The organism is Kosakonia sp. S57, assembly GCF_016516575.1.
In the GTDB taxonomy this organism is placed as follows: Bacteria; Pseudomonadota; Gammaproteobacteria; order Enterobacterales; family Enterobacteriaceae; genus Kosakonia; species Kosakonia cowanii.
In genome coordinates, this window is record NZ_JACVUL010000010.1 from 20581 (window position 1) to 35195 (window position 14615).

A 14615-nucleotide genomic window follows, 5' to 3' on the forward strand; every position below is an offset into this window, starting at 1 on the left:
ACGATTCGGGGGTTTATTAACGACCGGGTTCAAGCCCGACCATAGCCAATGTTTATCGTGCTAAGGATTAATATTCAAACGAATTATGATGAAGATCGTTTATGTTGCGCCACGCACGCTCTCCCAACTGAGGCCAAAGCGCGCAAGATATTTACGCAGCCGGTCAGCATCATTGGGGTTGGCTTTTTTCTGCCGCGAGACCGCAAACAGTTCACGGCCCGCTTCAGAGAGGCTCTGCGTGCGGCGACACACCTCCACCACGCTCTCCAGCTGGCGTCGGTCGAAGAGATCCAGCGTCTCAAGGTCGACCGGAAGATCGCCCGTTGATGGCGCACCGCGCCAGTTGTACTCCAGGCGGGCGATCTCCTCTGACACCAGCGTATCGGTGATGCGGCCCTGTTCCGCCAGCGTTGCCATGCGGGCAATCGAGGTGCTCAGCTCGCGGAAATTGCCGCGCCACGCCGCCTGCGCCGAGCAGGCGAAGGCCAGGTAACGCTCGCGCGCCCCTTTGTCGAAGCGGATCTGCGTCTGCTGCTCAAGGCCAAAACGCTGCAACTCATACTCGATATTGGGAGCGATATCCTCCCGCCGCTGCGCCAGCCCCGGCAGTTCAAAGGTCCACATATTGATACGCGCGTAGAGATCCTCCCTGAAGCGCCCCTCATCAACCCACTGCTGCATATTGCGATGGGTACCGGCAATCAGCTGGAAGTCACTCTGCACCTCTTTATCTGAGCCGAAGGGGAAAAAGGTCTTCTCTTCAATCGCTTTTAACAGCATCGCCTGCTCATCCAGCCCCAGCTCAGCGATCTCATCAAGGAACAGCACCCCGCCGTCCGCTTCGCGCAGCAGCCCGGTTCGCGCCTGCTGTGCGCCGGTAAACGCTCCCTTAACGTGACCAAACAGCGTCGACATGGCGTTATCGCCACGCAGGGTGGCGCAGTTCACTGCCACCAGCCGCCCGGCAACGAGATGGCGGGAGTGGCGTAGCTGAAAGATGCGTTTTGCCAGAAACGATTTTCCTGCCCCGGTCGGGCCGGTAAGCAGAATCGGCGCAGAGGAGCGCAGCGCCACGCGCTCAATCTGATCGATCAGGCGGTTAAAGGTAGCGTTGCGCGTATCAATACCCGATTTCAGGAACGAGACCGACTGCTGCTGCTCGCGCTGAAAACGGCTGGTCAGCGTGGCATAGCGGCTTAAATCGAGATCGATAACCGAACAGACGCCCGCTGAGATCTCTTTATCGTTCGCGCCTCTCGCCGCCGGGCCGGTCTGCAACAGGCTAGCGGGAAGGTAGCGCGCTTCGGTGAGCAGGAACCAGCAGATCTGCGCCACGTGCGTCCCGGTGGTGATATGCACCAGGTACTCTTCATTGTCGGTGTCGAAAGGGTAGTGAGTGGCGAAATCGAGAAACGCGGCGTAGACCTCTTCGAAATCCCACGGGTTTTTGATCTCCACCGGGTGGGTGCGCACCTCGGTGCGCGGCGAGAGCACAGCGATATCTTCTGCGGTGTGCGCCGCCAGCCCCTCATCGCGCGGCTGGTGGATCAACTCCAGCCGGTCAACAGGAAAATCCGCTTGCTGGCAGAGCGCCACCGTCGGTCGCCATTTGCGAAAGCGGTTATGCCGTTTTCCGCGTTTATCCAGCACTGTTCCCAGCACCCCAATCACAACCCGACGTTTCATCTTTATCCTGAATAATAAAGGGCGATATATAAAGATAAGAAATCTCGTAGGCTGGCACAATGCCTGGCATCAGACTAAAAAAATAAGTTATTAATTTTCAATAATATAAAAATTTATTTGTTTGTTTCCCTCTTTTTGGCACGCCTCTCGCAATAGTTATCTCGTCAACACGCTGAGTTCGCTGGGGTTATTCACCCCGCCGGCGCATCAGGAGCGGCAAGCGCCGTTTTCCCGGAGGCGTTCCGTCAGTGCAGAGACATTTGCGAAAAATCGGTTATTGATCGGGTTCGACTCCCGAGTTCGCAACCATTATCTCTCCAGATAATCATGATGCAGTACCCCGTCATCGCGCAGTTTACGGTGACATGAGACGACCGCCGATAATGGCGCCGGGCGGCAGGCAAAACAGTGTTTCCCCTGTCGCTTCGCCCCTGCATCCGCGGTCGTAACAACAAAAATAAGAGGGAATAGAGATGACCAACAAAATCACAATTCGAAAAGGTCAGTTAGCGTTACTGGCAAAAGAGGGCGACTACTACCAGGTTCTGGAAACCGGAGAGCACCGTCTGCCATGGTTTGGCAAAAAGCCGGATGTGCTGGTTGTTAACCGTGACGGCAGCGAAGTGCCGGCGGGTCTTGCCGAGTATTTGCGCCGTTTCCAGCCGGAGTGGGTGGAAAAATATTGCCTGGCAGCCGATCTGGGCGATAACGAAGCGGGCGCGCTCTGCCTGAACGGCATGCTGCTGGAGATTTTGCCGCCCGCCACGCGCCGTCTTTACTGGAAAGCGGACGACACCCTGACGCTGGTGCGCCTCAATACCGACGAGGTGAGCGTCCCGGCCGATATTCTGAACGCCGTATTACAGCCGAAACGCGGCGCAGCGGTGAAAGGGCGCGACGCAATCCTCGTGGTGCAGGTTCCCGCCTGGCATGCGGGCGTGCTGAAAATCGATGGTGAAACCCAGGCGCTGTTACCGGCGGGTATCAGCGGTTACTGGAAAGTGAACCACCTGGTGGAAGCGGAAGTGGTCGATCTGCGCCTGCAGGTGCTGGAAGTAAGCGGCCAGGAGATCCTGACCAAAGATAAAGTGACCCTGCGCCTCAACCTGGCGGCGAACTGGCGTTACAGCGATCTGCTGAGCGCGTTTGCCCAGTTGAGCAAACCGCTGGATCACCTCTACCGCGAGCTGCAGTTTGCCCTGCGTGAAGCGATCGGTACCCGCACACTGGATGAGCTGCTGGAAGATAAGCAGATTATTGCTGATGTCGTTAGCGTGCAGGTGGCGAACCGCATGGCGGCCTTCGGCATCGAAGTGGCGTCGCTTGGCGTAAAAGACATCATCCTGCCGGGCGAGATGAAAACCATTCTGTCGCGCTTAGTGGAGGCAGAAAAGTCGGCGCAGGCGAATGTGATCCGCCGCCGCGAAGAGACCGCCGCCACCCGTTCGTTGCTGAACACGGCAAAAGTGATGGAGAGCAACCCGGTGGCATTGCGCCTGAAAGAGCTGGAAACGCTGGAGCGTGTCGCAGAGCGCATCGATAAGATCTCGGTCTTCGGTGGTCTCGACCAGGTATTGCACGGCCTTGTAAACATTAAAGGAAAAGATAATGCAGCATAACGATTACAACCTGCTGGCGCGTGAAAACAGCGCGCCGGTGAAGATGTGGACCCACGGCGTGCCGGTCGAGCCAGAAGCGCGTGAGCAGTTGCTTAATACCGCCAAAATGCCGTTTATCTTCAAACATCTGGCGGTGATGCCGGATGTGCACCTCGGGAAAGGCTCTACCATTGGTAGCGTCATCCCGACCAAAGGGGCGATTATCCCGGCGGCGGTCGGCGTGGATATCGGTTGCGGCATGATTGCCGTGCGCACCTCGCTGCTGGCAAGCGATCTGCCGGATAACCTGAGCGGGCTGCGCAGCGCCATTGAGCAAGCTGTGCCGCACGGGCGCTCGGTAAACCGATCGAAGCGGGATAAAGGCTCATGGTCAAGACCGCCGGAAGAGGTGGATGTGCACTGGGCGTCGCTTGCGCCGCGCTTTAAGCGGCTGACGGATAAATATCCGCGCTTGCTGAAAACTAACAATTATCAGCATCTGGGAACATTGGGCACCGGTAACCACTTTATTGAAGTGTGTCTGGATGAGCAGCAGCGGGTCTGGGTGATGTTGCACAGCGGTTCGCGCGGCGTGGGTAACGCCATCGGCAACGTCTTTATCACCCTGGCCCAGCAGGATATGCAGCAGCATATCGCCAATCTGCCGGACCGAAACCTCGCCTATTTCCGCGAGGGGAGCAAGCACTATGACGACTATCTGGAAGCGGTCGAGTGGGCGCAGGATTTCGCCCGTCATAACCGGGAAGTGATGATGTCGCGCGTGTTGGCAGCGCTGTCGAGTATTATCACCAAACCTTTTATGACCCAGCAGGAAGCGGTGAATTGCCACCATAACTATGTGCAAAAAGAGACGCACTTTGGTGAAGAGGTGCTGGTAACGCGTAAAGGCGCGGTGTCGGCGCAAAAGGGGCAGATGGGGATTATTCCCGGCTCAATGGGTGCGAAAAGCTTTATCGTGCGCGGGCTGGGAAATGAAGAGAGCTTCTGTTCATGCAGCCACGGTGCCGGGCGCACCATGAGCCGTACCGCGGCTAAAAAGCGCTTTACCGTTGAGGATCAGATCCGCGCTACCGCGCATGTGGAGTGCCGTAAAGACAGCGAGGTGATCGATGAGATCCCGATGGCCTATAAAGATATCGACGCCGTGATGGCGGCGCAGGCCTCGCTGGTGGAAGTGGTGCATACCCTGCGTCAGGTGGTGTGCGTAAAAGGATAAAGGAGTCAGAAATGGAACAGCACGGAGTTGATGCCGCCATGCGTGAACGCGTGCGGCTCGAGTTAGAGGCAGTAGAGCGCAAATATGATGTGAGAGTGCTCTACGCCTGCGAATCGGGCAGTCGCGGCTGGGGCTTTGCCTCGCCGGACAGCGATTATGATGTGCGCTTTTTGTATGTGCACAAGCCGCGCTGGTATCTGCGCGTTGAACCGCAGCGCGATGTGATCGAGCTGCCGATAGACGCGGAGCTGGATGTTTGCGGCTGGGAGTGGCGCAAAGCGCTGGGGTTATTGAAGTCCGCAAACCCGACGCTTATCGAGTGGCTCGATTCGCCGGTGGTCTATCAGCAGGATGAGGGCGTGCTGGCGGCGTTACGCGATCAGGTGCCGCACTGGTTTTCACCGGTTCGCGCGCGCTGGCACTACTACGCGATGGCGAAGAAGAACTTTCGCAGCTACTTGCAGGATGAGCAGGTGCGGCTGAAGAAATACTTCTATGTGCTGCGCCCGCTACTGGCGGTGCGCTGGATAGAGGCGGGGAAAGGGATGCCGCCGATGCGTTTCGCCACGCTGCTGGCAGGGAGCGATCTCGGCGCGCCGCTGCGGGCTGAAATCGATGAGCTGCTGGAGGTGAAGCAGCGCGCAGGTGAAGCGCAGTACGGCGCGCGGCGGCCGTTGATGCATGATTTTATAAGCCAGGAGCTGGCGCGCGGTGAAGTGGCCGATGCGTTGCCCGAGAGCCGCAGCGGCAATGTTCACGATCTCGACCAGTTGCTGTTTGAAACGGTGATGGCGTAATCCTGCCGGGTGGCGCTGCGCTTACCCGGCCTACAAACGGCATCATTCCCGTAGGCCTGATAAGGCGCAGCCGCCATCAGGCAAAATCTCACTCGAACAGGTTGTGATGTAACTTCTGCACCACCTGTTCGGCCTCTTTTCCGGGGACAAGGAAACAGAGGTTATGGCTCGACGCGCCGTAACAGATCATGCGGATATTGAACGGTTCGAGCACGCCGAACACCTCTTTGCCCACGCCGCACGCTTTCGACAAATCGTTGCCAATCAGCGCCACCAGCGCCAGATCCTCTTCCACTTCCACCCGACAGAGCGCCGAAAGCTCCATCAGCAGCCCCTGCGTCAGCAGCGTATCGCCCGTGGAGGTGGAACCGGTGGTATCCAGCGTCAGCGCCACGCTCACTTCCGAGGTGGTAATCAGATCGACCGAAATATTATGCCGCGCCAGAATGCCGAACACTTCGGCGAGGAAGCCGCGCGAGTGGAGCATATTCAGGCTGTGCAGCGTTAATAGCGTCTGCTTACGACGCAGCGCCAGCGCGCGGAACAGCGGCGGATTGGTAGTGTTATTGCACACCAGCGTACCGCCCGCCTGCGGATCTTTGCTCGAGCCGACAAACACCGGAATATCGCTGCGTACCGCCGGTAACAGCGTCGCTGGATGGAGCACTTTCGCGCCGAAGGTCGCCATCTCTGCCGCCTCTTCAAAGGCGATTTCATCAATGCGTTTTGCCGCTGGCACCACGCGCGGATCGGTGGTGTAAATGCCCGGGACATCGGTCCAGATATCGACGCGCGACGCGCTCAGCGCTTCAGCCAGTAACGCGGCGGTGTAATCGCTGCCGCCGCGGCCAAGCGTAGTGGTGCGGCCTTTCGCTTCGCTGCCGATAAAGCCCTGGGTGATCACCAGGCCTTCGTTGATGCGCGGGGCAAGTTGCTGCGTGGCAAGCGTTGAGAGGGCGGCTACGTCTGGCTCGGCGCGGCCAAAACGGTCGCTGGTGCGCATCACTTTGCGAATATCAAACCACTGCGCCTGCACGCTACGCTCGCGCAGCACTTCCACAAACAGCAGGGTCGACATCAGTTCGCCGTGGCTGACCAGCTCATCCGTCAGCGCCGCCGAGGTTGCCAGCGAAGCAGCTTCAGCGAGGGTAGTAATATTTTCCAGCAGGCGTTCGATCTCTTCGCGGATCACCGCCTGGCTGCCCATACGCTCCAGAATATCGAACTGAATTTTGCGGATGGCGTCGAGCTTGACGAAACGCTCGGTCGCTTCAAGGCCTTCGGCCAGCGCAACCAGTAAGTTGGTCACGCCTGCGGAAGCGGAGAGCACCACCAGACGGACACTGTTATCGGAGAGCACCACGTCCGCACTGCGGTTCATGGCATCGTAATCGGCAACGCTGGTGCCGCCAAATTTAGCGACAACGAAACTTGACATAACTACCTCGTGTCAGGGGATATCATTTCAGCCATGGCACAAGGTTGAACCTTCGCCTTTCACCCCACAGCGGTGGCCTGGGTAGATGAAACTGAAGCGTGCAGTTTTCCTGCAAAAAACATTCGCAAAACAGTGTATTTATAAATAAAGGCTGGGCGGGCATAGTGTCAACGTCGGGATTATGCGGATTTTTCATGCTGCTTTTGCTGTTAGTAAAATGACTTATGTTGTGCTGGTTTTCGCTGTTTTTTGCCTGGCTTTTGCGCACATCGACCGAACCTTTGACATAAAAACCATCACACCTTCCCTTCGCAGGCGCTACAATCGACGGCAGTCTCACTTCTCAAATCAGAAGAGTATTGCTATGAAAAACATCAATCCAACGCAGACTTCTGCCTGGCAGGCACTACAGAAACACTACGCTGAAATGAAGGACGTCACTCTTGCGGATCTCTTCGCAAAAGACGGTGACCGCTTTACCAAATTCTCCGCCACCTTCGACGATCTGATGCTGGTGGATTACTCCAAAAACCGCATCACGCAAGAGACCCTCGACGCGCTGCTGGCGCTGGCGAAAGAGACCGATCTGGCCGGTGCCATCAAATCGATGTTCTCCGGTGAGAAGATCAACCGCACCGAAGATCGCGCCGTGCTGCACGTCGCGCTGCGTAACCGTAGCAATACGCCGATTATGGTCGATGGCAAAGATGTGATGCCGGAAGTGAACGCGGTGCTGGAGAAGATGAAAAGCTTCTCTGAAGCGATCATTTCAGGTAGCTGGAAAGGCTACACCGGCAAGCCGATCACCGACGTGGTCAACATCGGCATTGGCGGCTCGGATCTCGGCCCGTTTATGGTCACCGAAGCGCTGCGCCCGTACAAAAATCACCTTAACATGCACTTTGTCTCTAACGTCGATGGCACCCACATCGCCGAAGTGCTGAAGAAAGTGAACCCGGAAAGCACCCTGTTCCTCGTGGCATCGAAAACCTTCACCACCCAGGAAACCATGACCAACGCCCACAGCGCGCGCGACTGGTTCCTGAAAACCGCTGGTGATGAAAAGCATGTGGCGAAGCACTTTGCCGCGCTCTCGACCAACGCGAAAGCGGTGGGTGAGTTCGGGATTGATACCGCTAATATGTTTGAGTTCTGGGACTGGGTGGGCGGCCGTTACTCCCTGTGGTCGGCGATTGGCCTGTCGATCATCCTCTCGGTTGGCTTCGACAACTTTGTTGAGCTGCTTTCCGGCGCGCATGCGATGGACAAGCACTTCGCCTCCACCGAGCTGGATAAGAACCTGCCGGTGCTGCTGGCGCTGATCGGTATCTGGTACAACAACTTCTTCGGCGCTGAAACCGAAGCGATCCTGCCGTATGACCAGTACATGCACCGCTTTGCCGCTTATTTCCAGCAGGGCAACATGGAGTCCAACGGTAAATACGTTGACCGTAATGGCAACGCCGTGGATTACCAGACTGGCCCAATCATCTGGGGTGAGCCGGGTACCAACGGTCAGCATGCGTTTTACCAGCTGATTCACCAGGGAACCAAAATGGTGCCGTGCGATTTCATCGCTCCGGCCATCACCCATAACGCGCTTTCCGATCACCACCAGAAGCTGCTCTCCAACTTCTTCGCTCAGACCGAAGCGCTGGCGTTCGGCAAATCCCGTGAGGTGGTTGAGCAGGAGTATCGCGATCAGGGTAAAGATCCGGCAACGCTGGATCACGTGGTGCCGTTCAAAGTGTTTGAAGGCAACCGCCCGACCAACTCCATCCTGCTGCGTGAAATTACGCCGTTTAGCCTCGGCGCGCTGATTGCGCTCTATGAGCACAAAATCTTCACCCAGGGCGCCATCCTCAACATCTTCACCTTTGACCAGTGGGGCGTTGAGCTGGGTAAACAGCTGGCGAACCGTATCCTGCCAGAGCTGGGTGACGATCGCTCCATCTCCAGCCATGACAGCTCGACAAACGGGCTGATTAACCGCTACAAATCCTGGCGCGGTTAACAGAGAAAGCGTCGCTTCGGCGGCGCTTTTTTTTGTCTGCGCAATTATTCCCGCCGCGCCATAAATATCCACCGTCTGCGCCAATCAATATATAAGTAATTCCAATAATGTTATTTCCGTTAGGGCTAATCCGGTCGGAATAGCCTTCTTTACCGCGCGTATTATCATTCATCAGGTTTATCCGAAAATCAGGGCGTATAGCGTAACGCTTGCTATCTATTTTAGGACTAGCCTTATTGTATGAATAATATGTGATTATTTATGTCTATGTTTTTTAAAGTATTTATAAAGATAGCTGCTTGCTAAATATACGCTCCGGCTAATGTTCCGAAAAGGTTCCCCGCTATTTCCTGAGGCGTAATTCATCTGCTTTAGTTGTGTATACTCCCTATCGCCTGAATTTTTTCAGGCAAATCTCCATTCATTCAATGAAGGGAAATTGATATGAAAAAAGCTCTTTATGGCATTTTTGCCATAACCGCGCTTGCGGCGACGTCTGCTTTCGCTGCACCGGTGCAAACCGGTGACGCAGCAGGCTCGGCAGCGACCTCTGTTTCTGCAGGCAGCTCTGCGGCAACGAGTGCGAGCACCGTAGGGTCAGCGGTAGGTGTCGCTCTGGCGGCAACCGGTGGCGGTGATGGTTCCAATACGGGGACCACAACCACCACCACGACAAGTACTCAGTAATAGCGAGTGCATTAACTATAACCACACTTCGGTGTGGTTATTTCGTCCCTTTCGGAGAAGAGTCGTGAAGCGACCTGGTATCATTTTGATTTGCCTGCTCCTTCAGGCATGTTCAGGCCCGATCAAAGGCCTCGGGAATTCACTCTGGAATAGCGTATTTGGCACGCCGGGCGTGCAGCTTACCGATGAAGATATCCGTAATATGCCCTACGCCAGCCAATATATGCGCCTTAACAACGGTCCTCAGCTGTTTGTGGTGTTGGCATTTGCCGAAAACGGCCAGCAAAAATGGGTGACGCAAGATCAGGCCGTCATCGTGACGCAAAACTATCGCATCGTAAAAACCCACCTTGGCACCGATAACCTGCTTGATGTCACCAACCTGGCGGCAGACCCGCTGGCGAAACCTAACCAAATTATCGACGGCACCCGCTGGACGCGCATGATGGGCTGGACCGAATACAAACAGGTGCGCTATGCCACTGCCCGCTCGGTGTTCCACTGGAATGGCACCGACACCGTGCAGCTGGGCAGCGACGAAACCCGCGTTCGCGTGCTGGATGAAGAGGTCACAACGGATCAAAAAAGCTGGCGCAACCGCTACTGGGTGGATGAGGACGGGGTGATCCGCCAGTCTGAACAGTATCTTGGCGCGGACTGGTTCCCGGTGAAAACCACGCTGATTAAGGCGGGCAAACAATGAAAACACGCGCGCTCCTTTTGATGCTTTCAAGCCTCGTCTCCCCGCTGGCGCTGGCGACCGGCACCGTTGATGTCTACACCCCCGGCGACAGCAAACCGAAAACCTTAACCAATGCCGAACATCTGGTCGATCTGGTGGGTCAGCCGAGGCTGGCGAACAGCTGGTGGCCGGGTGCGGTGGTCAGCGAGCGTAAGGCGACCATTACCGAGCAGGCACGCCATCAGGCGCTGCTGGCCCGGCTCACCACGCTCGCGTCAGAAGAGGGCGGTGACAGCGCCGCCGCCATTAACGGCTTGCGTCAGCAGTTGCAGGGAATCAAGGTCACCGGCAGGCAACTTGTTGAACTCGATCCCGACTTTTTACGCACGCACCGCCGCGCTAACCGGCCGCTGGAAGGCGACTACACCCTGTGGGTGGGACCGCAGCCGACCACCATTACCGTGGTCGGGCTGGTGAGCCGGCCGGGCAAGAAACCCTTTACGCCAGAGCGCGATGTGGTGAGCTACCTCGATGAGATGGATCTGTTGAGCGGCGCGGATCGCAGCTATGCATGGGTGGTCTATCCCAACGGTAAAACGCAAAAGGTACCGGTGGCTTACTGGAACCGTCGTCACGTCGAGCCGATGCCCGGCAGCGTGATTTTCGTCGGTTTCGCACCGGGTTTGTGGAGCGATGAGAATGACAAGCTCAATGCCGACATTCTCCAGTCCCTGACGCATCGGATACCGGAATAATAATGAAAAAATCGTTTGTTATTAGCATATTGGCGCTTGGCGTGAGCGCCGCTTGTCACGCGGAGTCCTGGCCGGACCCAATCGGGCCTTCGCAGTCAGATTTCGGCGGCGTTGGCCTGTTGCAAACGCCCACCGCACGTATGGCGCCCGAGGGCGAGCTGAGCCTGAACTACCGCGATAACGACCAGTATCGTTACTACTCTGGCTCGGTGCAGCTCTTCCCGTGGCTGGAAACTACACTGCGTTACACCGACGTGCGCACGCGCAAATATAGCTCGGTCGAAGCGTTCTCCGGCAATCAGACCTATAAAGATAAAGCGTTCGATCTGAAATTACGCCTCTGGGAAGAGGGCTACTGGCTACCGCAGGTCTCCGTCGGCGCGCGCGATATCGGCGGGACAGGGCTGTTCGATGGCGAATATCTGGTGGCGAACAAAGCCTGGGGACCGTTTGATTTCTCCCTCGGTATTGGCTGGGGCTATCTCGGCACCAATGGAAATATTAAAAACCCGCTCTGTAGCTACAAGTCAGCCTATTGCGTGCGTGACAACCGCTATAAACAGGCCGGTTCAACGGATACCAGCCAGATGTTCCGCGGCCCGAGCGCGCTGTTCGGCGGCGTGGAGTACCAGACGCCGTGGAACCCGCTGCGCCTGAAGCTGGAGTATGACGGCAACAACTATCAGCAGGATTTTGCCGGCAAACTGCCGCAGCGCAGCAAAGTTAACGTCGGCGCGATCTATCGCGTGTCGGACTGGGCAGACATCAACCTGAGCTACGAGCGCGGCAACACCTGGATGTTCGGCTTCACCCTGCGTAATAACTTCAATAACTTACGCCCGGCGTATAACGATAATCCACGGCCGAAGTATCAACCGCAGCCGCAGGATGCGATCCTGCAACACTCGGTGGTGGCGAACCAGCTTACATTGCTGAAGTACAACGCCGGTCTTGCGGATCCGCAAATTCAGGTCAAGGGCGATACGCTCTATGTCACCGGTGAGCAGGTGAAATATCGTCATAACCAGGAAGGCGTTGAGCGCGCAAACCGTATCATCATGAATGATTTGCCGGACGGTATTCGCACCATCCGGGTGACGGAAAACCGTCTGCGCATGCCAGCCGTGACCACCGAAACGGATGTCGCCAGCCTGAAACGCCACCTTGAGGGCGAACCGCTGGGACAGGATACGGAGCTGGTGCAAAAACGCGTCACGCCAATCGTGCCGGATAAAACCGAGCAGGGCTGGTATATCGACCGCACGGCGTTCGACTTCCATCTCGATCCGGTGCTTAACCAGTCGCTCGGCGGGCCGGAAGGCTTCTACATGTATCAGCTGGGGATAATGGCGACCGCCGACTGGTGGGTGACTGACCATCTGCTGACCACCGGCAGCCTGTTCGGCAACATCTCCAATAACTATGACAAGTTTAACTACACCAACCCGCCGAAGGACTCCGCGCTGCCGCGTGTGCGTACCCGCGTGCGTGAATATGTGCAGAACGATGTCTATGTGAACAACCTGCAGGCCAACTACCTCCAGTACCTCGGCAATAATTTCTATGGCCAGGTCTATGGCGGTTATCTGGAGACCATGTACGGCGGTGCGGGTGCAGAGGTGCTGTGGCGTCCGGTTGACGGGCCGCTCGCCTTCGGGATTGACGCCAACTACGTGAAGCAGCGTGACTGGCGCAGCGCCCAGGACATGATGAAGTTCACCGATTACAGTGTGAAAACCGGGCACTTCACCGCCTACTGGACGCCGTGGTTCGCTGATAACGTGCTGGTAAAAGCGAGCGCCGGGCAGTATCTGGCGGGCGATAAAGGGGTGACGCTGGAAGTGTCGAAACACTTCGACAGCGGCATCGTGGTCGGGGCGTATGCGACGAAAACTAACGTTTCCGCCGCGCAGTACGGCGAAGGGGATTTCACCAAAGGGGTGTATGTCTCCGTACCGCTGGATCTGTTCAGCGCCAGCCCGACCCGCAGCCGTGCCGCCATCGGCTGGACACCGCTGACGCGTGACGGCGGCCAGAAACTGGGCCGTAAATTCGATCTCTACAGCCTGACCAGCGATAAGTCAGTTAACTTCCAGTAAGCAAACGCCCTTCTCGCGCTGAGAAGGGCGCTGTTCTACAACCGGCGCAGCAGTCGCGCCGGATTGCCCGCATAAACGCCTTTCACCGTAGTCGACTTTGTCACCACGCTGCCCGCGCCAATTACGCAGCCATCGCAAATCGAGACCGCCAGAATCGTCGCACCGCTGCCAATAGATACCCCATCGCCAATCGTGATCCGCCCCCAGTTTTCGCGATTTGGATCGGGTTTGCCGTCGCGGAACAGATCGTTGGCGAACATTACGCCATGGCCGATAAAGCAGCCTTCGCCAATGGTGACGTACTCACAAATAAAGGTGTGGGACTGGATCTTCGTGGCTTTGCCTATCTGCGTATTACTCTGGATTTCTACAAACGGGCCGACAAAAACCTCATCCGCCAGCGTGCAGTCATACAGATTGGCGGGCTCATAAATCACCACATTTTCACCGCAGGTCACGTTGCGAACGGCGGCGTGGCGAAGAGAGGCGGTGTGCATAATGGCTCCTTAAAGCGCTTTGCCGAAAATATGCAGCGTGCTTTGTTGAGAAGGTGTGGTGAAGAGGGCGCTCTTAATAAACGCGAACCCCTGGCGCTGATAGAAACGCTGCGCGTGCGGGTTGGCATCCAGCACCTCCAGCCAGAAAAAGGTCTCGCCACGGCCTTGTGCCTCACGCGCTATCTCATTAATGAGATGCTCGCCGTAGCCTTTTCCCGTTTCGCCAGGTAAGAGATAGAGCTTATGCAGCAGCGTGCCGGCTGGGCCGTTGTCGTCACTGGCGCAATGCCACGTGACTTTAGCAAATCCCACCGGACTGGGATCGGAGAGGATAAACCAGTTTCCCGCTTCGCTTTGCAGGCTCTGTTGCAGGGATGGCACAGCGTACTCCTGGTGCAGAAATGCCTCCAGTTCACTCTTCTCCTGCCATAAGTGCGCGAAATGGTGGGTGTAACTGGCATAGCCCATCTCGCTCAACAGCGCGGCATCTTCCACGCTCGCTTTACGTATCGTCATCATCGCTTATTACTCTCCCGCTTCGCTGGCTCAGCGATACATCTCATCACGGGCTGTCACATAATCTAAGTAAAAAAAGTAGATCAAGATCACATTTACGCGATATACAGAGGATCTTCTAACAATAATGAGGTGCTGTTATGTCGTCGCTTAATCACCCGCGGGTGGCGTTTGTTTCAACTATTTTGCAGGGCATACTCAGCCTGGGTCTGCTGGCGCTGGGTATTATCCTGATTGTTTTTTTGGGCAAAGAGACGCTGCATCTGGCCATTGCGCTCTTCGCGCCGGTACAAACCAGCAAATATGAGCTGGTCGAAGGGCTGGTGGTCTACTTCCTCTACTTCGAATTTATCGCCTTGATTGTGAAGTATTTTCAGTCCGGGCTTCACTTCCCGCTGCGCTACTTTGTCTATATCGGCATTACGGCGATTGTGCGGCTGATCATCATCGATCATCAGTCGCCGATGGATGTGCTGATCTACTCGGCGGCGATCTTGCTGCTGGTGATCACGCTGTGGATCTGTAACTCCCAACGCCTGCGCCGCGAATAAAAAAGGCGGCCTGTTCAGGCCGCCGAAATTGAGGGTGCAGTGGCAATAACAACAAGGG

The 14615-nt window shown here is 56.5% G+C and carries 13 protein-coding genes; 9 read left to right on the forward strand and 4 right to left on the reverse strand.

Annotation, left to right across the window (positions count from 1 at the left end; genetic code table 11):
• Window positions 1-99: 99 nt before the first annotated feature.
• A complete protein-coding gene (gene rtcR, locus IAE48_RS11560; protein ID WP_200134477.1) occupies window positions 100-1686 on the reverse strand; it encodes an RNA repair transcriptional activator RtcR in 1587 nt (528 codons plus the stop codon).
• Window positions 1687-2159: 473 nt separating this feature from the next.
• Here rtcR and IAE48_RS11565 point away from each other — a divergent pair, with 473 nt between their 5' ends.
• The 3 genes from IAE48_RS11565 to IAE48_RS11575 are packed head-to-tail and all read left to right on the forward strand — an operon-like array spanning window position 2160 to window position 5318.
• Window positions 2160-3305, forward strand: a complete 1146-nt coding sequence (locus IAE48_RS11565; RefSeq protein WP_200134478.1) for a slipin family protein — start codon at window positions 2160-2162, stop codon at window positions 3303-3305.
• Window positions 3295-4521 (forward strand): RtcB family protein, encoded by a 1227-nt coding sequence (locus IAE48_RS11570; RefSeq protein ID WP_200134479.1) that lies wholly within the window; start codon window positions 3295-3297, stop codon window positions 4519-4521. The genes IAE48_RS11565 and IAE48_RS11570 overlap by 11 nt, the downstream gene beginning before the upstream one ends.
• 11 nt (window positions 4522-4532) lie before the next feature.
• Entirely contained in the window at window positions 4533-5318 is a 786-nt protein-coding gene (locus tag IAE48_RS11575) for a nucleotidyltransferase domain-containing protein (protein WP_042712617.1), read from the forward strand.
• Window positions 5319-5406: 88 nt separating this feature from the next.
• On the opposite strand, the gene lysC is transcribed toward IAE48_RS11575, so the two are convergent.
• Window positions 5407-6756 carry a lysine-sensitive aspartokinase 3 gene (gene lysC, locus IAE48_RS11580; RefSeq protein WP_139568492.1) on the reverse strand — a complete coding sequence of 450 codons (1350 nt, stop codon included), beginning with the start codon at window positions 6754-6756 and terminating at the stop codon, window positions 5407-5409.
• 364 nt (window positions 6757-7120) lie between these two features.
• Here lysC and pgi point away from each other — a divergent pair, with 364 nt between their 5' ends.
• From pgi to IAE48_RS11605, 5 genes are all read left to right on the forward strand, one after another.
• A complete protein-coding gene (gene pgi, locus IAE48_RS11585; RefSeq protein WP_054804247.1) occupies window positions 7121-8770 on the forward strand; it encodes a glucose-6-phosphate isomerase in 1650 nt (549 codons plus the stop codon).
• A gap of 444 nt (window positions 8771-9214) precedes the next feature.
• Window positions 9215-9457 (forward strand): exopolysaccharide production protein YjbE, encoded by a 243-nt coding sequence (gene yjbE / locus IAE48_RS11590; RefSeq protein WP_071789442.1) that lies wholly within the window; start codon window positions 9215-9217, stop codon window positions 9455-9457.
• 64 nt (window positions 9458-9521) lie between these two features.
• On the forward strand, window positions 9522-10160 hold the full coding sequence (locus IAE48_RS11595) for a YjbF family lipoprotein (RefSeq protein ID WP_042712624.1): 639 nt from the start codon (window positions 9522-9524) through the stop codon (window positions 10158-10160).
• Entirely contained in the window at window positions 10157-10894 is a 738-nt protein-coding gene (locus tag IAE48_RS11600) for a capsule biosynthesis GfcC D2 domain-containing protein (RefSeq protein ID WP_200134480.1), read from the forward strand. Before IAE48_RS11595 ends, IAE48_RS11600 begins: the two co-directional genes overlap by 4 nt.
• Before the next feature lie 2 nt (window positions 10895-10896).
• Window positions 10897-12993 carry a YjbH domain-containing protein gene (locus IAE48_RS11605; protein WP_200134481.1) on the forward strand — a complete coding sequence of 699 codons (2097 nt, stop codon included), beginning with the start codon at window positions 10897-10899 and terminating at the stop codon, window positions 12991-12993.
• Window positions 12994-13028: 35 nt separating this feature from the next.
• Here the strand turns inward: IAE48_RS11605 and IAE48_RS11610 are convergent, their stop codons facing one another.
• Both IAE48_RS11610 and IAE48_RS11615 read right to left on the reverse strand, forming a co-directional pair.
• A complete protein-coding gene (locus tag IAE48_RS11610; RefSeq protein WP_200134482.1) occupies window positions 13029-13490 on the reverse strand; it encodes an acyltransferase in 462 nt (153 codons plus the stop codon).
• A 9-nt stretch (window positions 13491-13499) separates the two neighbouring features.
• Entirely contained in the window at window positions 13500-14009 is a 510-nt protein-coding gene (locus IAE48_RS11615) for a GNAT family N-acetyltransferase (protein WP_200134483.1), read from the reverse strand.
• Between the two features lie 137 nt (window positions 14010-14146).
• Here IAE48_RS11615 and psiE point away from each other — a divergent pair, with 137 nt between their 5' ends.
• Window positions 14147-14557 (forward strand): phosphate-starvation-inducible protein PsiE, encoded by a 411-nt coding sequence (gene psiE / locus IAE48_RS11620; protein ID WP_023478361.1) that lies wholly within the window; start codon window positions 14147-14149, stop codon window positions 14555-14557.
• Window positions 14558-14615 lie beyond the last annotated feature (58 nt).